This is a genomic window from Sulfitobacter rhodophyticola (assembly GCF_041281685.2).
GTDB lineage: Bacteria > Pseudomonadota > Alphaproteobacteria > Rhodobacterales > Rhodobacteraceae > Sulfitobacter.
Genome location: NZ_CP166251.2, coordinates 3,842,910 through 3,862,132 on the forward strand (window position 1 = coordinate 3,842,910; position 19,223 = coordinate 3,862,132).

Annotated in this window: 20 protein-coding genes; 10 read left to right on the forward strand and 10 right to left on the reverse strand. The window is 62.9% G+C overall.

Going from position 1 to position 19,223, the window contains the following annotated elements:
• Positions 1 to 59: 59 nt before the first annotated feature.
• The 7 genes from AB4X18_RS19945 (at position 60) to lexA (ending at position 5,519) form a co-directional block, all read left to right on the forward strand.
• Positions 60 to 641 (forward strand): anthranilate synthase component II, encoded by a 582-nt coding sequence (locus AB4X18_RS19945; protein WP_370401705.1) that lies wholly within the window; start codon positions 60 to 62, stop codon positions 639 to 641.
• On the forward strand, positions 638 to 1,654 hold the full coding sequence (trpD, locus tag AB4X18_RS19950) for an anthranilate phosphoribosyltransferase (RefSeq protein WP_370401706.1): 1,017 nt from the start codon (positions 638 to 640) through the stop codon (positions 1,652 to 1,654). The genes AB4X18_RS19945 and trpD overlap by 4 nt, the downstream gene beginning before the upstream one ends.
• On the forward strand, positions 1,651 to 2,310 hold the full coding sequence (locus tag AB4X18_RS19955) for a uracil-DNA glycosylase (RefSeq protein ID WP_432816952.1): 660 nt from the start codon (positions 1,651 to 1,653) through the stop codon (positions 2,308 to 2,310). Before trpD ends, AB4X18_RS19955 begins: the two co-directional genes overlap by 4 nt.
• Positions 2,307 to 3,119: an indole-3-glycerol phosphate synthase TrpC gene (trpC, locus tag AB4X18_RS19960; RefSeq protein ID WP_370401707.1), complete on the forward strand. Its 813-nt coding sequence runs from the start codon at positions 2,307 to 2,309 to the stop codon at positions 3,117 to 3,119. The genes AB4X18_RS19955 and trpC overlap by 4 nt, the downstream gene beginning before the upstream one ends.
• Complete coding sequence (moaC, locus tag AB4X18_RS19965; protein WP_370401708.1) at positions 3,119 to 3,589, forward strand: cyclic pyranopterin monophosphate synthase MoaC; 471 nt, start codon at positions 3,119 to 3,121, stop codon at positions 3,587 to 3,589. The genes trpC and moaC overlap by 1 nt, the downstream gene beginning before the upstream one ends.
• Positions 3,586 to 4,758: a molybdopterin molybdotransferase MoeA gene (locus tag AB4X18_RS19970; protein WP_432816953.1), complete on the forward strand. Its 1,173-nt coding sequence runs from the start codon at positions 3,586 to 3,588 to the stop codon at positions 4,756 to 4,758. The genes moaC and AB4X18_RS19970 overlap by 4 nt, the downstream gene beginning before the upstream one ends.
• A 65-nt stretch (positions 4,759 to 4,823) precedes the next feature.
• Complete coding sequence (gene lexA / locus AB4X18_RS19975) at positions 4,824 to 5,519, forward strand: transcriptional repressor LexA (RefSeq protein WP_370401709.1); 696 nt, start codon at positions 4,824 to 4,826, stop codon at positions 5,517 to 5,519.
• Positions 5,520 to 5,565: 46 nt separating this feature from the next.
• On the opposite strand, the gene AB4X18_RS19980 is transcribed toward lexA, so the two are convergent.
• A complete protein-coding gene (locus tag AB4X18_RS19980) occupies positions 5,566 to 7,611 on the reverse strand; it encodes a ComEC/Rec2 family competence protein (protein WP_432816954.1) in 2,046 nt (681 codons plus the stop codon).
• 112 nt (positions 7,612 to 7,723) lie between these two features.
• Between AB4X18_RS19980 and gltX the strand changes: the two genes are divergently transcribed.
• The 3 genes from gltX to AB4X18_RS19995 all read left to right on the forward strand — a co-directional run bounded on the left by gltX (position 7,724) and on the right by AB4X18_RS19995 (position 11,284).
• Entirely contained in the window at positions 7,724 to 9,127 is a 1,404-nt protein-coding gene (gltX, locus tag AB4X18_RS19985) for a glutamate--tRNA ligase (RefSeq protein WP_370401712.1), read from the forward strand.
• A 122-nt stretch (positions 9,128 to 9,249) separates the two neighbouring features.
• Complete coding sequence (locus AB4X18_RS19990) at positions 9,250 to 10,545, forward strand: citrate synthase (protein ID WP_370401713.1); 1,296 nt, start codon at positions 9,250 to 9,252, stop codon at positions 10,543 to 10,545.
• A gap of 439 nt (positions 10,546 to 10,984) precedes the next feature.
• Positions 10,985 to 11,284: a hypothetical protein gene (locus AB4X18_RS19995; RefSeq protein WP_370401714.1), complete on the forward strand. Its 300-nt coding sequence runs from the start codon at positions 10,985 to 10,987 to the stop codon at positions 11,282 to 11,284.
• Between the two features lie 10 nt (positions 11,285 to 11,294).
• On the opposite strand, the gene AB4X18_RS20000 is transcribed toward AB4X18_RS19995, so the two are convergent.
• From AB4X18_RS20000 to AB4X18_RS20040, 9 genes are all read right to left on the reverse strand, one after another.
• Positions 11,295 to 12,071 (reverse strand): enoyl-CoA hydratase-related protein, encoded by a 777-nt coding sequence (locus tag AB4X18_RS20000; protein WP_370401715.1) that lies wholly within the window; start codon positions 12,069 to 12,071, stop codon positions 11,295 to 11,297.
• A gap of 84 nt (positions 12,072 to 12,155) precedes the next feature.
• Positions 12,156 to 12,608 (reverse strand): cytochrome c-type biogenesis protein, encoded by a 453-nt coding sequence (locus tag AB4X18_RS20005; protein ID WP_370401716.1) that lies wholly within the window; start codon positions 12,606 to 12,608, stop codon positions 12,156 to 12,158.
• The gene (locus tag AB4X18_RS20010; RefSeq protein WP_370401717.1) at positions 12,605 to 14,572 is read right to left on the reverse strand and encodes a heme lyase CcmF/NrfE family subunit; all 1,968 of its coding nucleotides are present in this window, start codon (positions 14,570 to 14,572) and stop codon (positions 12,605 to 12,607) included. Before AB4X18_RS20010 ends, AB4X18_RS20005 begins: the two co-directional genes overlap by 4 nt.
• A 73-nt stretch (positions 14,573 to 14,645) precedes the next feature.
• Complete coding sequence (locus AB4X18_RS20015) at positions 14,646 to 15,254, reverse strand: holin family protein (RefSeq protein ID WP_370401718.1); 609 nt, start codon at positions 15,252 to 15,254, stop codon at positions 14,646 to 14,648.
• Positions 15,245 to 15,856 (reverse strand): holin-associated N-acetylmuramidase, encoded by a 612-nt coding sequence (locus AB4X18_RS20020; RefSeq protein ID WP_432816955.1) that lies wholly within the window; start codon positions 15,854 to 15,856, stop codon positions 15,245 to 15,247. Before AB4X18_RS20020 ends, AB4X18_RS20015 begins: the two co-directional genes overlap by 10 nt.
• Positions 15,857 to 15,943: 87 nt before the next feature.
• Complete coding sequence (gene ccmE, locus AB4X18_RS20025; protein WP_370401719.1) at positions 15,944 to 16,387, reverse strand: cytochrome c maturation protein CcmE; 444 nt, start codon at positions 16,385 to 16,387, stop codon at positions 15,944 to 15,946.
• Positions 16,388 to 16,391: 4 nt separating this feature from the next.
• Positions 16,392 to 17,420, reverse strand: coding sequence for an N-acetyl-gamma-glutamyl-phosphate reductase (gene argC / locus AB4X18_RS20030; RefSeq protein WP_370401720.1), 1,029 nt, complete (start codon positions 17,418 to 17,420; stop codon positions 16,392 to 16,394).
• Between the two features lie 35 nt (positions 17,421 to 17,455).
• Positions 17,456 to 18,265: a glutamate racemase gene (gene murI, locus AB4X18_RS20035; protein ID WP_370401721.1), complete on the reverse strand. Its 810-nt coding sequence runs from the start codon at positions 18,263 to 18,265 to the stop codon at positions 17,456 to 17,458.
• A gap of 7 nt (positions 18,266 to 18,272) precedes the next feature.
• On the reverse strand, positions 18,273 to 19,184 hold the full coding sequence (locus AB4X18_RS20040; RefSeq protein WP_432816956.1) for a lysophospholipid acyltransferase family protein: 912 nt from the start codon (positions 19,182 to 19,184) through the stop codon (positions 18,273 to 18,275).
• Positions 19,185 to 19,223 lie beyond the last annotated feature (39 nt).

The window sequence follows — 19,223 nt, forward strand, 5'->3', positions numbered from 1 at the left end:
GCGCGCCAAGGCGCAGTTGCTCCACCCTTAAAGGCCGTCCCGGACCAAAGAATTCGAACGTGTTGCTCCTGATAGATAACTACGACAGCTTTACCTACAACCTTGTCCATTATCTGGGCGAATTGGGCACCGATGTCACCGTGCGCCGCAACGATCAGCTAAGCGTTGCCGATGCGATTGACATGCGGCCCGCCGGTATCCTGCTGTCTCCGGGGCCCTGCGACCCCGATCAGGCGGGGATCTGCCTTGATCTGACCCTCGCGGCGGCGCAGGCACGCATCCCCCTGATGGGGGTCTGTCTGGGCCACCAGACGCTGGGGCAGGCCTTTGGCGGCAAGGTCGTGCGCGCGGGCGATATCGTGCATGGCAAGCTGGGCCAGATGCAGCATACCGGCAAGGGCGTCTTCGCAGGTCTGCCCTCCCCCTTTGCCGCGACGCGGTATCATTCGCTGATGGTGGAACGCGCCTCCCTGCCCGATTGCCTTGAGATTACCGCAGAACTTGAAGACGGCACGATCATGGGCCTGCAACACCGCACCCTGCCCCTGCACGGCGTGCAGTTTCATCCCGAATCCATCCGGTCCGAACACGGCCACGCGATGCTGAAGAACTTCACCGACATGATGCAGGTGCCCGCATGAGCGATACCCTCAAACCGCTGATCGATGCGGCGGCCAATGGGCCCCTGACGCGCGCACAGGCCGCACAGGCGTTCGAGATCCTGTTCGAGGGCGAAGCGACGCCCAGCCAGATCGGCGGGTTCCTGATGGCGCTGCGCACGCGCGGCGAAACGGTGGATGAATATGCCGCCGCTGCCAGTGTCATGCGCGCCAAATGCCACGCTGTGCAGGCACCCGAGGGGGCGATGGACATCGTGGGCACGGGCGGCGACGGCAAGGGCACGCTGAACATCTCCACCGCGACGGCCTTTGTGGTTGCCGGCGCAGGCGTGCCGGTGGCCAAGCACGGCAACCGCAACCTGTCTTCCAAATCCGGCGCGGCGGATGCGCTGGGACAGATGGGGATCAATGTCATGGTCGGCCCCAAGGTGGTGGAGCGGGAACTGGCCGAAGCCGGGATTGGGTTCATGATGGCCCCCATGCACCACCCGGCCATCGCGCATGTAATGCCCACCCGGTCGGAACTGGGCACCCGCACGATCTTCAACATCCTCGGACCGTTGACCAACCCGGCGGGGGTGAAACGGCAATTGACGGGGGCCTATCTGCGCGACCTCATCCGCCCGATGGCGGAGACGTTGCAGGCCCTCGGATCAGAGAAAGCATGGCTGGTTCACGGCTCGGACGGCACGGATGAGCTGACCATCACCGGCATCAGCTGGGTCAGTGCATTGGAAGATGGCAAAGTGCGCGATTTCGAACTGCATCCCGAAGAAGCAGGACTGCCCGTGCATCCCTTCGAGGATATCGTCGGCGGCACACCGGAAGAAAACGCACGCGATTTCAATGCCCTGCTGGACGGCGAAACCTCCGCCTATCGCGATGCGGTGCTGCTGAACGCCGCCGCAGCACTGGTTGTGGCGGACGCCACGGGCAGCCTCAAGGCCGGGGTGGAGATTGCGCGGGAAAGCATCGATTCAGGTGCGGCGCGGGAATGCCTGACCAAGGTGGCCGAAGCCTCCCACGTCAAATGATCCCCGCTGGACTGGGCGCATGGGGCGACCTGCCGTTCTTCACGCAGGACTGGCCCGGTATTGCGGCGACGCTTGAGTCTGAGACGCGCCCCATCTTTCCACCAAGCACGGCGATGTTCCATGCGCTGGAACGCTGCCAGCCGGACGCGACCCGCGTCGTCATCCTGGGTCAGGATCCATACCACACCCCAGGCAAGGCGGATGGGCTGGCGTTTTCGATCCCGCAGGGGTTTGGCGGGCGGCTGGACAGTCTGGGCAATATCTTCAAGGAAATCGAAAGCGATCTGGAGATCAAGCGCAGCCGCACTGATCTGGGCGACTGGGCCGATCAGGGTGTCTTGTTGCTTAATACCGCGCTCAGCGTGCCGCAGGGTGCGGCCAAGGCGCATGCAAAGATCGGCTGGTCGGCGTTGGTCCAGCAGGTGCTGGAACGGCTGGCAGACGCACCGCGCGTCTATCTGTTGTGGGGCGGCCCGGCGCAAAAGGCCGCGGCACAGGTCGATGGCACCCGCAATCTCAAGCTGGCCAGCGCCCATCCTTCCCCGCTTTCGGTGCATCGCGGGTTTTTCGGCAGCCGCCCGTTCAGCCAGACGAATGCATGGTTGCAGGCCCATGGCCACCCCGGCATAAACTGGGGCGACCCGGAGGCACCATGACCCAGACCATCCTAGACAAGATCAAAGCCTACAAGCTTGAGGAAATCGCCGCTGACAAGGCCGAAAAGCCACTTGAAACGGTCGAGGCCGAAGCGCGTGCCGCGAGCCCCGTGCGCCCCTTTGCCGAAGCGCTGCATCAAGCGTCCCGCGAAGGGTACGGGCTGATCGCCGAGATCAAGAAAGCCAGCCCGTCCAAGGGCTTGATCCGGGAAGACTTTGATCCTGCCGCGCTGGCTGAAGCCTATGCACAGGGCGGTGCGACCTGTCTTTCGGTGCTGACCGACACGCCCAGCTTTCAAGGCGCCAAGGCGTTTCTGACACAGGCGCGTGACGCCTGCGCCCTGCCCGCGCTACGCAAGGATTTCATGTATGACACCTATCAGGTGGCCGAGGCGCGCGCGCTGGGGGCCGATTGCATCCTGATCATCATGGCCTCCGTTTCAGACGCGCAAGCGCAGGAGCTTGAAGCGGCGGCGACCGAATGGGGCATGGACGCGCTGATCGAGGTGCACGACGCGGCAGAGTTGGAGCGCGCGACCCTGCTCGACAGCCGCCTGATCGGCATCAACAACCGCAACCTCAATACCTTTGAAACGACGCTGGACACCACGCGGCAACTGTCCAAGCTTGTGCCTGCCGAACGCATGATCGTGTGCGAATCCGGTCTGAACACCGCGCAGGACCTTGCGGATATGGCGATGTACGGCGCGCGCACTTTCCTGATCGGGGAAAGCCTGATGCGGCAGGCGGATGTCGAAAGGGCAACGCGCAGCCTGCTGAGCGCGCCACTGACACCGGGGGGCATGTAATGCTGACGCATTTTGACGCCAAGGGCGACGCGCATATGGTCGATGTCTCGGACAAGGAGGTAACCGCACGTGTCGCGGTAGCCGAAAGCCACATCAAGATGAAGCGTGAAACCTTTGATATCATTACCGAAGGGCGTGCCAAGAAGGGCGATGTGATGGGCGTTGCGCGACTTGCGGGCATCATGGCCGCCAAGGAAACATCGCGCCTTATTCCGCTGTGCCATCCGCTGCCGCTCAGCAAGGTCACGGTTGATCTGGAGCCTGACGCCGATCTGCCCGGCTTGCGCATCACGGCCACCGTCAAGACGACAGGTCAGACCGGGGTGGAGATGGAGGCGCTGACCGCCGCGTCACTGGCGGCGCTGACGGTCTATGACATGGCCAAGGCGGTCGACAAGGGAATGGAGATCGGCGGCACGCGCGTGGTGCTCAAGGATGGCGGCAAATCCGGCCGGTACGAGGCGCCATGATCCCCGTCGAGGAGGCGCTTGAGAAAGTTCTTGCGCTTGTCACGCCCCTGCCCGCCGAAGATGTGCCGCTGCGCGCGGCGGCTGGTCGGGTGCTGGCACGCGATCTGGCGGCAAGGCGTACCCAACCGCCCTTTGCCGCCTCATCGATGGATGGCTATGCCCTGCGGGGGGATGAGGTGGAACCGGACGCGCTGTTCAAGGTGATCGGCGAAGCCGCGGCCGGCCACGGATTTGATGGCGAGGTGCGCGCGGGGCAAGCGGTGCGCATCTTCACCGGTGCGCCGGTGCCGAAGGGTGCGGATTTCGTTGTCATTCAGGAAGATGTGACCCGGCGCGGGGACCTGATAACGCTTGGTCCTTCCGTTGGGGCCAAGGACAACATCCGCCCCGCAGGTGGCGATTTTTCGCAAGGTGACATCCTGAGCAGCCCGCGCCTGTTGCGGCCCGTCGATGTCGCGCTGCTTGCCGCGATGAACCACGCCAGCGTGCCGGTGACGCGCAAGCCCGTCATCGCCATTCTGGCGACCGGCGATGAACTGGTGCAGCCGGGCGAGGACCCCGGCCCGGATCAGATCGTCGCCTCCAACAGCTTTGGCCTTGCCACCCTGCTGGACGCGGCGGGTGCCGAGGTGCGCATGTTGCCGATCGCCCGCGATACAGCGGCTTCCCTGAAGGAAGCATTCCGGCTGGCGCGCGGTGTTGACCTGGTCCTGACCATCGGGGGCGCGTCGGTGGGCGATCACGATCTGGTGGCGGATGTGGCGGCCGAAAGCGGCATGGAACAGGCATTCTACAAGGTGGCCATGCGCCCGGGCAAACCGCTGATGGCAGGACGCATGGGCGATGCGGCGATGATCGGCCTGCCCGGCAACCCGGTGTCGGCCATGGTCTGCGGGGTGATCTTTGTCCTGCCGGTGGTGCGCCGCATGCTGGGCCTGTCGGATGTGCACGCAAGGACGCATGCCGCAGAGCTGGGCTGCGACATGCCCGCGAATGGGCCGCGTACGCATTACATGCGCGCGCAAGTGTCGGAGGGGCGCATCATCCCGGCAGACAGCCAGGACAGCTCCCTTCTGGGGATCCTGTCACAGGCCAACGCGCTTCTGGTGCGCCCGGTCAATGACCCCGCGCGCAGCATCGGTGACACAGTCGCATACCTCAGCATTTGATCGGACTTGACACAAAACGGGAACATCCATAGAACAAAGCAAAACCATGTTCGGAAGGACCGCCCGTGCTGACCAAGAAACAACTCGACCTGCTCGCCTTTATTCATAAGCGTGTTCAGCGGGATGGCGTGCCGCCCAGCTTTGATGAGATGAAGCTTGCGCTGGACCTGCGGTCCAAATCCGGCATCCACCGCCTGATCACCGCGCTGGAGGAACGGGGGTTCATTCGGCGTCTGGCGCACCGCGCGCGGGCCATCGAGGTGGTCAAGCTGCCGGAAAGCCTTGGCGGGCCTTCCGGGTTCACACCCCGCGTGATCGAAGGCGACAAGCCCGATGCCGCGCCCCCCGCTGCGGCGCAGACTGTTTCAACGGGCAGTGCCACGGACCTGCCCCTGATGGGCCGGATTGCCGCCGGTGTCCCGATCGAGGCGATCAGCGATGCCGCGCAGGCGATTTCCGTGCCAAACGGCATGCTTGCAGGTTCCGGCAGCCACTATGCGCTTGAAGTCAAAGGTGATTCGATGATCGATGCGGGCATCAACGACGGCGACGTCGTGGTGATCCGGGAGACGTCTGTGGCCGACGATGGCGACATTGTCGTCGCACTTGTCGAAGATCACGAAGCGACGCTGAAACGCTTCCGCCGCAACGGGGCCTCCATCGCGCTTGAGGCGGCTAACCCCGCGTATGAAACCCGTGTGCTGCCGTCAGAGAAGGTGAAGGTACAGGGCCGTCTGGTTGGGCTGATCCGGACCTACTGATCAACCCGGACGCGCGAACCCCCGCACAGATGGTGGCCCGCCGCCCCTATTTGCGTGGCCCGTCGTGCCAATGGGTCCAGGGGCGTGTACCCGCCATTTGGCGCGCCGTCGTGATCTGCCACCCCTCTTTCCCACGGCGCAGCGCAACCGCACCGGTGTCGCGCAGCCTTTCCGGATCATAGACGTTGCACCCTTGCGTCTTCAACACTTCGGCAGGCACGCTGACGACAATGATCTGATCCTTGCGGCACCCCGTCACCTTTGCCAGCGCACGTTTGCCGGAAATATGGACCACCGAGCCGTCTGACCATCGCCCGGCGGCCCATTTCTGACTGCTGCCGTCGCCGTCATTCTCCAGCCAGTTGCGCGCCACGAAACCCGCCCCCTTCTGCTTGCTCAGCGCGCGCCCCTGCGCCGTCATGACGCCCACCAAGGTGCCGTTCTCCGCGATCAGCACATCCGGCCGTTCCGCGCCCTGCCAAAGCAGAAAGGAAAGCCCCATCAAGGGCACCCCGGCCCACCGCCCGCGTCCCTGCCACAGCACCAGCAGCAGGAAACCCAGCACCAGCAGCGGCAAGACCCAGGGCCCCGGAGAGACCACATAGCCGCGCGCGCCATCCCATGCAGCCACGCCTTGCGCGACCCACAGGATCCAACGCAGGCCAAGGCCCATCATCCAAAGCCCCAGCACTTCCAGCCCGAAGGGCGCCAACACAACCGCCGCCACCGCCGCCGGGATCACGAGCACCCCCATCAGCGGCACGGAAACGAGGTTGGCAATCAGGCCGTAGTGGGCAATGGCATTGAAATGCGCCGCCGCAATCGGTGCCGTCGCCAATCCGGCGACCAGCGACGACATGAAAACCCCGAACACCGGCCGCAGCCAGCGCGGCAGGCCCGCTACCTCGAAATCCCGCAACCATCCGAAGACCGCGACCAGCGCAGTGGTTGCGGCAAATGACATCTGGAAACCCGGCCCCGTCAACGCCTCGGGCCGCAGAACCAGCACAATGGTGGCCGCCACCGCAACCGCGCGCAGGGACAAGGCCCGCCGCCCCAGCATCAGCGCACCAAGGGCCACGGCGACCATGATGAAAGCCCGCTCCGTCGCGACATTGCCGCCTGACAGCGCAAGATACCCCGTGGCGGCGATCAACGCGCCTGCGGCCGCGATACCCTTGGTCGGCCAATGCAGCGCGCTGTGCGGGATGGCGGCGAGCATCAGGCGCAAGGCCCCGAAGACAAACGCGCTGAGCAAGCCCATGTGCAGGCCTGAAATGGCCAGCAGATGCGCAAGGTTGCTGGCCCGCAGCGCGTCCAGCGCGGGCTGACTGATGGCGCTGCGGTCCCCGGTGGTGATGGCCGCCGCAAAGCCGCCCACGTCACCCGGCAGCGCGGCCTGTACGCGGGCCGATGCGGCCATGCGAAGGCGGAACACCGCCAGACCGGCCTGCCCGTCCTCTGCCGGTGCCGCACCCATCAGCGGCACGCGGGTGTATCCCACGGCCCCAAGTCGCGCGAACCAGGCGTGGCGCTGAAAATCGAAGCCACCGGGTTCCACCGGTCCGCCCGGCGGCGACAGGTGTCCGGTGGTCATGACCCGCAATCCCGGCTCCGGTGTAATGCCCTCCGGGCCATGCAGGGAAAGGCGCACCCGCGCAGGCGTTTTGACAGGCGGCACACGGTCCAGCCGGACCTGATCCAGCGTGATCCGCAGCGCATCCGACCCGCTGCGGTCCATCGCCACGATCCGCCCCTCCACCGCACCGTAGTACCGCCAGCCAAGCACCGGTGCGGACAGGCTGTGTGTGCGCGCACCTGCAATCACGAATCCGATCAGGCACAGCGCCGTACCCACCGCCAGGGGGGAGACAGGCTCCGCCAGCCGACGTGCCGCCAGCAACAGGGCCACGGCACCCAGCGCAATCGCCGCGAATTGCGCCATCCCAGGTTCGGCCCGAAGCCCGAAATACCCGCCGATCCCGACGGCAAGGCACACAGGCACCCAGCCAATCAGATGACCGCGCTGCGCCAGCATCACACCGGCCAGCCCGCGCAGGCCGCCGCCAATAATGACCTCTTGCGTGGCCATGCTTGCCCCCGTTCCCTGCACTGGATAGACAGGCGCAAACTCTAGGCGGACCATGGTTATCAAATGGTAAACGCCACCGCCCCATTGCCTCTGCTCAAGGAACCCTGCGCTGATGTCTTCCCCCGTCGTGACCCGTTTTGCCCCTTCTCCCACCGGTTTCCTGCACATCGGCGGGGCGCGCACGGCGCTTTTCAATTGGTTGTATGCACGCGGACGGAGTGGGAAATTCCTGTTGCGGATCGAAGACACGGACCGCGCCCGTTCAACGCCGGAGGCAACGGCAGCGATCCTGCAAGGGATGGCGTGGCTGGGGCTGGATCATGACGGCGACATTGTCAGCCAGTTCGAGAATGCCCCCCGTCATGCAGAGGTCGCACGCGACCTTCTGGCGCACGGCAAGGCTTACAAGTGCTTTGCCACGCAGGAAGAGATCACCGCATTTCGCGAAGCAGCCAAGGCCGAGGGGCGCAGCACGCTTTACCGCTCTCCGTGGCGCGACGCCGCACCGGACAGCCACCCGGACGCGCCCTATGTGATCCGCATCAAGGCACCGCTTGACGGCACAACCGTGATCCGCGACGCCGTACAGGGCGATGTGACCATCCAGAATTCGCAACTGGATGACATGGTTCTGCTACGCTCCGATGGCACACCAGTCTACATGCTGGCGGTGGTGGTAGATGATCACGACATGGGCGTGACCCATGTGATCCGGGGGGATGATCACCTCAACAATGCCGCCCGGCAGATGATGATCTATACCGCGATGAGCTGGGACGTGCCGGTCTGGGCGCATATCCCGCTGATCCACGGGCCGGATGGCAAGAAGCTGTCCAAACGCCACGGCGCCTTGGGCGCGCAGGAATATCAGGCGATGGGCTATCCCGCAGCAGGCATGCGCAATTATCTCGCGCGCCTGGGGTGGAGCCATGGGGACGACGAATTCTTCACCGATGCGCAGGCACAGGAATGGTTCGATCTGGACGGTATCCGCAAGAGCCCTGCGCAATTCGATCTCAAGAAGCTGGAAAACATCTGCGGACAGCATATCGCCGCCGCGGATGACGCTGCATTGCGGCAAGAATGTGAGGAATATTTGAAAGCCAGCGGCCAGCCTGCACTTACGTCAGCCCAGGCGGACGGGCTGGAACGGGCGATGTACTGCCTCAAGGAGCGGGCCAAGACGCTGCCGGAACTTATTGAAAAGGCGCACTTTATCCTGACGTCGCGCCCGATTGAGGTGGAAGAGAAAGCTGCGAAGAACCTTGATCCGGTATCCCGTGGTATACTGAACGAATTGACGTCGCAGTTGCAGAATGCTAGCTGGAACCGTGAGACGCTGGAGGAGGTGATGAACGGCTTTGCGGCCGCCCATGACACCAAATTCGGCAAACTTGCAGGGCCGCTTCGCGCGGCCCTTGCCGGGCGCGCTGTGACCCCATCGGTTTTTGACATGATGCTTGTGTTGGGACAAACCGAAACACTGGCCCGGCTGAGCGATGCAGCAGCAGACTGAGGTCTGGTTCACTGCCTGTTAACGCTGGAGACGACAAAGACGCGGGGCGGCCCATCGCAAGGGCCACCCACCCGGTGCGGCGGCCACACTGCCACCGCATCCAACCAACGGGAAGGAACCGCATGACTGAGAGCAAGAAATCCGCAACGCTGACCATTGATGGCAAGGACTATGACCTGCCCATATTCTCGCCCACCGCCGGGCCGGATGTGGTCGACATCCGCAAGCTCTATGCGCAGGCGAATGTGTTTACCTATGACCCCGGTTTCACCTCGACCGCGTCCTGCGACAGTACCATCACCTATATCGATGGCATCGAAGGCACCCTGCTGCACCGCGGCTATCCGATCGACCAGCTGGCCAGCAAGTCCCACTACCTCGAAGTTTGCTATCTGATGCTTTACGGCGAATTGCCCTCCCCTGCGGAGCTAGAGGATTTCGAAAGCCGGGTCACGAACCACACAATGCTGCATGAGCAGATGATGAATTTCTTCCGCGGTTTCCGTCGCGATGCGCACCCCATGGCCGTCATGGTCGGTGTGGTCGGTGCGATGTCCGCGTTCTATCACGATTCCACCGACATCAACGATCCCTGGCAGCGCGAAGTTGCCTCCATCCGGCTGATCGCCAAGATGCCCACGATTGCCGCCATGGCATACAAGTACACCATCGGTCAGCCCTTCGTTTATCCGCGCAACGATCTGGATTACGCGTCAAACTTCCTGCGCATGTGCTTTGCCGTGCCAGCCGAGGATTACGTGGTTAATCCGATCCTGAGCCGGGCGATGGACCGCATCTTTACCCTGCATGCCGACCATGAACAGAACGCGTCGACCTCTACCGTGCGTCTGGCGTCGTCTTCGGGCGCGAACCCCTTTGCCTGCATCGCGGCGGGCATTGCCTGTCTGTGGGGGCCTGCCCATGGCGGTGCGAACCAGGCCTGCCTTGAGATGCTCAAGGAAATCGGCAGCCCCGACCGCATCCCCGAATTCATCGCCCGCGCCAAGGACAAGGAAGATCCCTTCCGCCTGATGGGCTTTGGCCACCGGGTTTACAAGAACTTCGATCCCCGCGCGACTGTCATGAAAGAAAGCGCTGACGAGGTGCTTGAACTTCTGGGCGTGGACAACAATCCGGTCCTCCAGGTCGCCAAGGAGCTTGAAAAAGCCGCGTTGGAAGACCCGTATTTCGCGGAGAAGAAGCTTTTCCCGAATGTGGACTTCTATTCCGGCATCATTCTTGAGGCGATGGGCTTCCCGACGTCGATGTTCACGCCGATCTTCGCGCTGTCGCGCACAGTGGGCTGGATTTCCCAGTGGAAGGAAATGATCGCCGATCCGCAGAACAAGATCGGCCGTCCCCGCCAGCTCTATCTGGGGCAGACAACCCGTGATTACGTGGATATCGAAAACCGCTGATCCGGCGGCTTTGATCTGACGCCCTGCTGCCGCCCCGTGTGATGCACGGGGCGTTTGCATGCCCTGCCCTTCCCTGACAACATCTGTTCCGAATCAATGAATTAGAACCCGGATCAAGCGTTCAACAATCATTGCTGGACGCCCCTATTGTTGACAGTTCCTTTTCGTCCTCCGAAACACGGAGCACGGAAAAGGGGCCAAATTATGTCATTGTTTCTCTGGCTCTGACAATGGCCCTGCGATGCTTGACCGGGTCCAACATCAAGCGCTAGTCATTAAGCATTGGTTTGGGGGTTTTTATCATGTTGGGATTGGATGGGACCGGGATTTTTGCCGGGGGACTGATTGGGGTGGCGCTGCTTCTGGTGCGACAAACGAGGCAGGCCGCAAAGGCCCGTATGGCCGCAAGGACGCGGCCGTCCCGCCCGGGGTCATGACGATGAGCAAGCCAGAAATCGCGCCGGGCCTGCGCTGGGACACGGCCACGGCGATCTACCCGATGAACGACAGCCGCGCGCCCTATCCACAGGGGCTGTTGGTGCCCGACACCACGGAAAAATGTGACCGTGTGGCCGTTGTCTTTGACAAGGGCCAAGCGCCGCCGGAAATCACCATCAAGGAAATCTCAGGGTCGGTGCATACCGTGCTTGCGGACGGCATCGCGGTGGCTGTCGTGGCGCGGGCCGCAGGCCCTGCGCCCTCTGCCGAAGACGTGCTGCTGGTCGAACGTTACGTCTGAGGCGACCGGATCAGCGGCCTTCAAACTGGGCGGGGCGTTTCTGCGTGAACGCCATCACACCTTCCTTGAAATCCCGTGACGCGCCGCATTTGCCCTGCGCGCGCGCTTCCAGCGCCAGTTGTTCTTCCAGCGTATTGTCCCAGGAGCCGCGAATGGCTTCCTTGGCTGCGCGGTAGGCGGCGGTGGGGCCGGAGGCCAAATGCGCCGCCTTGGCCTTCCAATGGGCGTCAAAACCCGCGTCAGGCACCGCTTCCCAGATCATGCCCCAATCATCGGCTTGCCGCGCGCTGATCTTGTCGGCAAAAAGCGCGGCCCCCATTGCCTTGGCGGTGCCCATCTGGCGCGGCAGCGCATAGGTGCCACCTGCATCCGGTATCAAACCGATGCGGGTGAAGGCCTGCATGAAGTAAGCGCTCTCGCTTGCAAAAACCACGTCAGCCGCCAGCGCAAGGTTCGCCCCCGCCCCCGCCGCCGGGCCGTTCACCGCCGCGATGGTCGGCACCGGGCAGTTGATGATCGCATGCAGCATCGGCACATATTCGTCGCGCAAGGTCCGCTCCAAATCGACGGAGGCCGCATTCGCCCGGTCGCCCAGATCCTGCCCGGAACAAAACGCCTTGCCCGCGCCGGTGATGACCAGCACCCGCGCATCCGACCCGGCCTGGGTGGCCGCATGCTGGATCTCTGCCCGCATCTGGGTTGTCAGGGCGTTCATCTTGTCCGGGCGATTCAGGGTCAGGACCGCGACGTCCTGAGAGACCTCATAGGTGATGGTCTGGTATTGCATGGGTCAGGCATCCTTTGTTGGTTGCCCCTTGATAGCAAATGGCGCGCGCGGGACCAGCGAAACCGAACGTCATGTGCCGCGCGTCTATTGCTTTAGGATGTCATCCAGCCGGGCCTGCTCCGCCGCGCTCAGCGGGGTTTCGGTGGGTGTGGTGGCCCGCGCACGCCCGCGCACGTAGATCAGCCCGCCAGCGCCCGCCAGCAGCAGCATCAGCGGCCCCGCCGCCCACAAAAGCCAGTTGGCCCCGGTCACGGTCGGGTTCAGAAGCACGAACTCCCCATATCGCGCAACGATGAAATCCACCGCCTCTTCATCGGTATCCCCCGCCACCAGCCGTTCACGCACCAGCAGGCGCAGATCGCGCGCCAGGCTTGCGTCGCTCTCATCAATGCTCTCGTTCTGGCACACCAGACAGCGCAGACCCTTGGACAATTCCCGCGCCCGTTGCTCCAGTACCGGATCTTCAAGGATTTCGTCCGGCTGCACCGCGACCAAGGGCGTGGCCAGCAACATCAGGATAAGCGCAAAACGTCTCATTCCGCGGGCACCGGCGTGGCCGAAGACTTGCGCGCCCCGGCCGCCACGCGGAAACGCCGGTCACTGAGGCTGAGCAATCCGCCCAGAGCCATCAGCGCCGATCCGATCCAGATCCAGTTCGTCATCGGTTTGATGTAGGTCCGCACGGTCCAGCCGCCCCCGGATTGCTGATCCCCGATCACCACGTAAACGTCGCGCGCCAGATCATAGTCGATGGCAGCTTCTGTCGTTGGCATTTGCGCCACCGGGTAGAACCGTTTTTCCGGTACCAGTTGCGCCACCACGTCCCCGCCCTGGGTCAGCAGAATCTCAGCGCGCGTCGCCAGATAGTTCGGGCCGCGCACTTCTTCCACCGATTGCAGAGTCAATTCGTACCTACCCACGCTGAACGGCTGATCAATTTGCGCCACGCGGATGTCATCAACGGTCCAGGCCGTCAGCCCGGCCACACCCGCCATGGTGATGCCCAGACCCCCATGCGCCACCGCCTTGCCCCAATCGGCGCGTGGCAGGCGCGTCAGACGGCCCCAGCGGTTATCACCTCGCCCGGTGCGCTGGATCAGTTCCATCACCACACCCATCAGGATCCAGGCCGCCAGGAACATGCCGATCGGCCCGATCAGGCTGCGCCCGGTCTGCATGGCGAAGGCCAGCCCGCCAACTGCAATCGCCAGCACGAAGACATAGCGCAGCGGTTTCATCGCCCGGATCAGCCGCGCCCGTTTCCACGGCAGCACAGACCCGACAGGCAGGATCAGCCCCAGCGCCACCATGAACGGCGTGAAGGCCGCGTTGAAGAACGGCGGTCCCACGCTCAGCTTGCGGTCAAAGAACATCTCTGCCACCAGCGGCCACATGGTGCCGACAAACACCACGAAACAGGACACCGCCAACAGCAGGTTATTCAGCACCAGCGCGCTTTCGCGGCTCGACAGGCTAAAGACGCCCTTTGCTTCCATCGCGCCCGCACGGATGGAGAACAGCACCAGCGCGCCGCCCATGAAAAAGCCCATGATCAGCAGGATCCAGATGCCGCGTTCAGGATCATTGGCGAAAGCATGGACAGAGGTCAAAAGGCCCGACCGCACGATGAACGTCCCGATCAGCGAAAAACCGAAGGCGAGGATCGCCAACAGGATCGTCCAGCTTTTCAGCGCTTCACGTTTCTCCACCACGATGGCCGAATGCAGCAGGGCCGCAGCCAGCAACCAAGGCATGAAAGACGCATTTTCAACCGGGTCCCAGAACCAGAAGCCGCCCCAGCCCAGTTCGTAATAGGCCCACCAGGACCCCAGTGCGATGCCAATGGTCAGGAAAACCCATGCCGCCAGCGTCCACGGCCGCACCCAGCGGCCCCATGCGGCGTCCACGCGCCCTTCGATCAATGCCGCCACGGCAAAGCTGAACGCCATGCTCAGCCCGACATAGCCGAGGTACAGAAACGGCGGGTGAAACGCCAAACCGGGGTCTTGCAGCAGCGGGTTCAGATCCTGCCCGTCAAACGGCGGCGTCGCCAGTCGGGTGAATGGGTTGGACGTGAAAAGGATGAAGGCAAAGAAGGCAACTGCGACGGCGGATTGCACCGACAGGACACGCGCCTTCAGACCCGGCGGCAGGTTGCCGCCAAACCATGCCGCCATCGCGCCGAACAGCGTCAGGATCAGCACCCAAAGCAGCATCGACCCTTCGTGGTTCCCCCACGTGCCGCTGATCTTGTAAAGCATCGGCTTGGCGGAATGGCTGTTTGCGACGACCAGTTGCAGACTGAAATCGGATACGATGAAGGCGTACATCAGCGCCCCGAAAGACAGCAGCGTCAGCGCGAATTGTGCGTTCGCCGCAGGCTCTGCCACGGCCATCCAGGCGCCCCAGCGTTTCTGGGCGCCAATCATGGGCACGATCATCTGAACAATGGCGACCAGAAAGGCCAGGATGAGGGCAAAATGTCCAAGCTCTGTAATCATGCCCCAGTTATAGGGCCGGAATCAGCACCGCGCCATAGACCTCACGCAACCGTTGGTGCGCAAAGCGTCGCAGTCACCCGCGCGCCGCCTTCCATTCCGCCAATGCCGCGTTCGCATCTGGATGCGACGCCGCAGGCAGGGCGACGTCGCGACTAAGGGAAACCCGACTGAACACGGCGGCAGCTGGCGCGGTGTCGGCATCCGCATCATGCCCGGTATCCAGCGCCCGGATCGCCTCGATATTCTTGAGCACCTCCGGCACAAAACCGATGGAGCCGACCAGATCACGCTGGAATTCCTGCGCCTTCAATTGGTGACGCGCCCCGAAATAGAACGACACGATCACCCCCAACAGCCACCACATCGGCTCTGGAACCAGTGCGATACCCTGCATCCGCTCCGAGAACCACAAGGGTTCGACCATGGCAGAGATGAACAGGCCCAGCGTCCCCAGCGCCAGCGCCGGACGCGGCAGGCGGTTCAGCCCGTCCATGAAACGGTCAAACCGCCCGCGCCGCGCCACGGCAAACTCCGCCCCGAACTGCGCCAGGGCCTTGCCCTGCAGTTCCGACGCGCGCACCGCACCGCCTTCGGCATTCTCGCGAAAGACCTCGACCGTGTCCCGCACAACGTTTTGACCGCCGCCGAAAACAAGGCTCAATATCCGTTCCATCAACCCCATGATGCCACCCGTTTGCTGAATTCGCTGTTGCTGAGATGAAACCGGACGGAGATGAACGCCTCTGCCCGTGTTATCCAGCCGCCCTTGCCCCCGGCGCGGCTGCGCGCGTATTTGCGGCTGGCCTTTCGTTTGTCGGCCAGCCGGAAGTAGTAATTGCGCCGCGCAATGCCGTAGGCGTCAACCACAAGCGCCGGTTCCGTCTGCATCGCGTCATCCGCCGCTTTTGCTGTCTGCGGACCCAGCTTGCCGTCCGCCTTGAGGGTGAATCCCATATCGGTCAGCAGGCGTTGCAGGATCTTGACGGCATTGGCCCCGGCGTTGACGTACATGTCGAAAACGCTGGCTTGCAGCGCCTTTGGCAGGGTCGCAATGCCGGGTTTCTCGAAGTAGTGCCTGATGAAGATGTCGATGGCCTGCGCGCGGCTCAGCTTTCTGACATCGCGCCCGTCGACGCGGCCGTCGCCGGTCAGATCAAGGCCCAGACGCCGCATGGTATGGATGGTCACACCGTATTTGGTGGCACCGCCCGGATCGTCGGGATCATTCACGTATCCCCCCTCTCGGGTGACGATTTCGGTCGCGATTTCCCGGACTGTCGGCATGGCAGCGCTCCTCGTCTTGCATGACGGGGCTAGGCTGCTTCAAAGGCTGTTAACAAGTTGCACGGGCACCGTGCGCCCGGGGCGCTTTCAGGCGTCGGGATCGACGAAGACGCCTTGTTCCTTCAGCGCATCCACCACTTCGGACGGCATGTAAGTTTCATCATGTTTGGCAAGTATTTCAGTGGCTTCAAAGACACCGTTGACGTAACTTCCCGTGCCGACCATGCCCTGATTTTCCTCAAACAGGTCCGGCAGGACACCCGTGAATGTCACCGGGACGGAAGCACCACCGTCAGTGACGGAAAACCGCACCGTCTTGCTTTCGCCCCGCACCAAGGACCCTTCTTCGACAAGACCACCGATGCGGAACACCTCCGATGCGCTTGGGGGTTCGGCAACGACCTGACTGGGCGCACGAAAGAAATTGATCCCGTCGCGCATCGCATAGCCGATCAGCGCGGTCGACCCGATCAGCGCCACCACCGCCACTGCGATAATCTGGATGCGTCGTTGTTTCTTGAGGTTCTTCATGGTCTCACGGGAACAACGGGGCCATCATCAGCCCCTCACCTTCCGCTATATTAAGCATCAGGTTGGCGTTCTGCAACGCCTGCCCGCTTGATCCCTTGGTCAGGTTATCGAGCGCCGCCACAACGATTGCACGGCCCGAAATCCGGTCCCCGGTCACTCCGATATGACAAAAGTTCGATCCCCGCACGTGGTGCGTGCTGGGGGCTTCGCCAAACGGCAGGACCTCGATAAAGGGTTCATCCGCGTAGGCCGCGCGCAGGGTCTCATGGATCGCTTCCGCGTCCCCCGTGACATAACAAGTGGCCAGTATCCCCCTGTTTGCAGGGATTAAATGCGGTGTGAACTGCACCTGAACAGGCCGCCCTGCAACGCGGGAAAACTCCTGATCGAACTCGCCCAGATGCCGGTGCGTGCCGCCCAGTGCGTAGGCGTGATAGCCTTCTGACAACTCCGCATGCAGCAGGTTTTCCTTCAAGGCACGCCCCGCGCCGGACACGGCGCACTTCATATCAAGGATGATGTCATCGAGCCCGATCACCCCTGCTGCGATCAATGGCCGCAGTGCGAATTGCCCGGTTGCCGCATTGCAGCCCGTGCCCGCCACCAGCCGCGCGCCGCGGATATCATCGCGGTAGAATTCAGTCAGGCCGTAGACCGCTTCGCCTTGCTCCGCCATTGCAGCGTGGCGGTTGCCATACCATTTCTCGTAAGCGTCCGGGTCACGCAGCCGGAAATCGGCGGACAAATCCACGATCTTGAGCGTTTTCGGCAGCGCCGCAATGACCTCCTGAGAGGTTTTGTGTGGTAGCGCGCAAAAGCACAGGCCAATGCCGTCAAAGTCGATATCCTCGATCTTCTGAAGGGCGGGCAGGTCCATGTGGCGTAGGTGCGGAAACACTTCGGCCAGCGTCAGGCCCGCCTTTGAATTTGCCCCCAATGCCTTGATCTGCATGGAGGAATGACCCGCGATAAGCCGGATCAGCTCTGCTCCGGTGTATCCGGAGGCGCCAAGAATGGCGATGGAATGTGTCATGGTGGAATCCCTTCAAGGGTGGTCGTTTGTCATGTTCAGGCGGCGGTAAAGGTCAATGCCCGTCGCATGAATTGTGTCGCGCGGTTGCTCACACGGTTCGGATCGCCGGTGGTCAGGCACGCCGCCTGCCCCTTGCCGTGCATCTCGGGGTGCCGCTTGAGGTAATCGGCCAGGCTTTCCGCCACCAGATCCGCTTGTGAAAACACCTTCACCTGCGTGCCCAGCGCCTTTTGAAAGGCCTCCTGCATCAGCGGGTAATGGGTACAGCCCAGTATCGCCGCCTGCGGATCGGGCATCTTGCGCTTGAGCGCATCGACGTGGCTTTGCACCAGGGCTTCGGCAAGGATCATGTCGCCGTCTTCAATGGCATCCACGACACCACCGCAGGCCTGCGCCTCAACATCGACACCAATCGCGCGGAAGGCCAGTTCGCGCTGAAACGCGCGGCTGGACACCGTGGCAGGTGTGGCGAACAGCGCCACGTGATTGACCGATACCTCCCGTGGCGGGGAATTGTCGCCCCATTGCCGTTCGGTCAGCGCCTCGATCATCGGCACGAAGACACCCAGCACCCGCTTGTCCGAAGGCACCCAGCTTTCCTGCATGCGGCGCAATGCAGCGGCCGACGCGGTATTGCAGGCCAGAATGACCAGATCACAACCCGCATCGAACAGCCGCTGCACGGCTGCGGTCGTCAGATTGTAGATATCATCGGGGGTGCGCACGCCGTATGGGGCATGCGCACTGTCCGCGAGATAGACGAAATCCACCTCCGGCAGGCGCTTTTGCACGGCGCTCAGCACGGTCAGCCCGCCAAGGCCGCTGTCGAAAATTCCTACTGCCATGTGTGCGTTACCTGATGCCGCGATGCCGTTCTTCGAATTCGAACCCCAGATCGGCAGGGCCAACCGGGTATGGCGCCAACTCATACGTGGCTTTTCGGAGGAAATCCATCATCGCTTTGCTGTCGCGCGCCAGCGGATCCAGAACGTCCCTGCCCAGCGGCGCGCCGATGGACACCTGCACGGGCGTATCGACACGTCGGTGGAATTCCTTGATCAACAACCCCATCCGCAAGGTCGAATGCAGATGGCTGGCGATCTGGAACAACCGGCTGGTATGGCCGTGAAAACAGACCGGCACGACCGTTGCGCGGCTTTTCGCGATCATGCGCGCCGTGAAGCTGCGCCAGACCGGATCGAGGGGCCTTGAAAAAGGACGCGCACCCGTGCTGACGGTGCCACCGGGAAACACGCCAACCGCACCGCCCTCGGCCAGATAATCCAGCGCCGTGCGCCGGGTTTTGAGGTTCAGCGCCAGCGCCTCCTTTGTCGTTTCAAAGCTGATCGGCAGCAGGGTGCGGTTCAGGTCCGGCGCGCGGTTGAAGACCGCGTTCGCCAATATCCGGAAATCCCCCCGCGATTGCGACAGTATCTGCCCCAGCATCAACCCATCAAGGATACCGTAGGGATGGTTGGCAATCAGGATCACCGGCCCGTCACGCGGGATCATGTCCAGACTGCCGCTGACTACATCAAGGGTCAGCCCATACCGCTCCGCCATCACCGAATAAAGGGTCTGGCCCGCCCGGATATCATCCTCATACCCCCGCGCGCGTTTGATCAGTCCCACCCGGCCCGTCGCATTCTCCATCAGCCGGATCACCGCGCGCCCGCCGCGCGTCTGCGCCGACCAGGCATAGCTGATATCGCCAACGGCCTTGCGGACCGGTACGTTATCGGAGGTGCGGTGTTTCAGAGGCATGGTATCCTCGTCTTTTTGCTGTGCGCCTGTCTTTTGGTG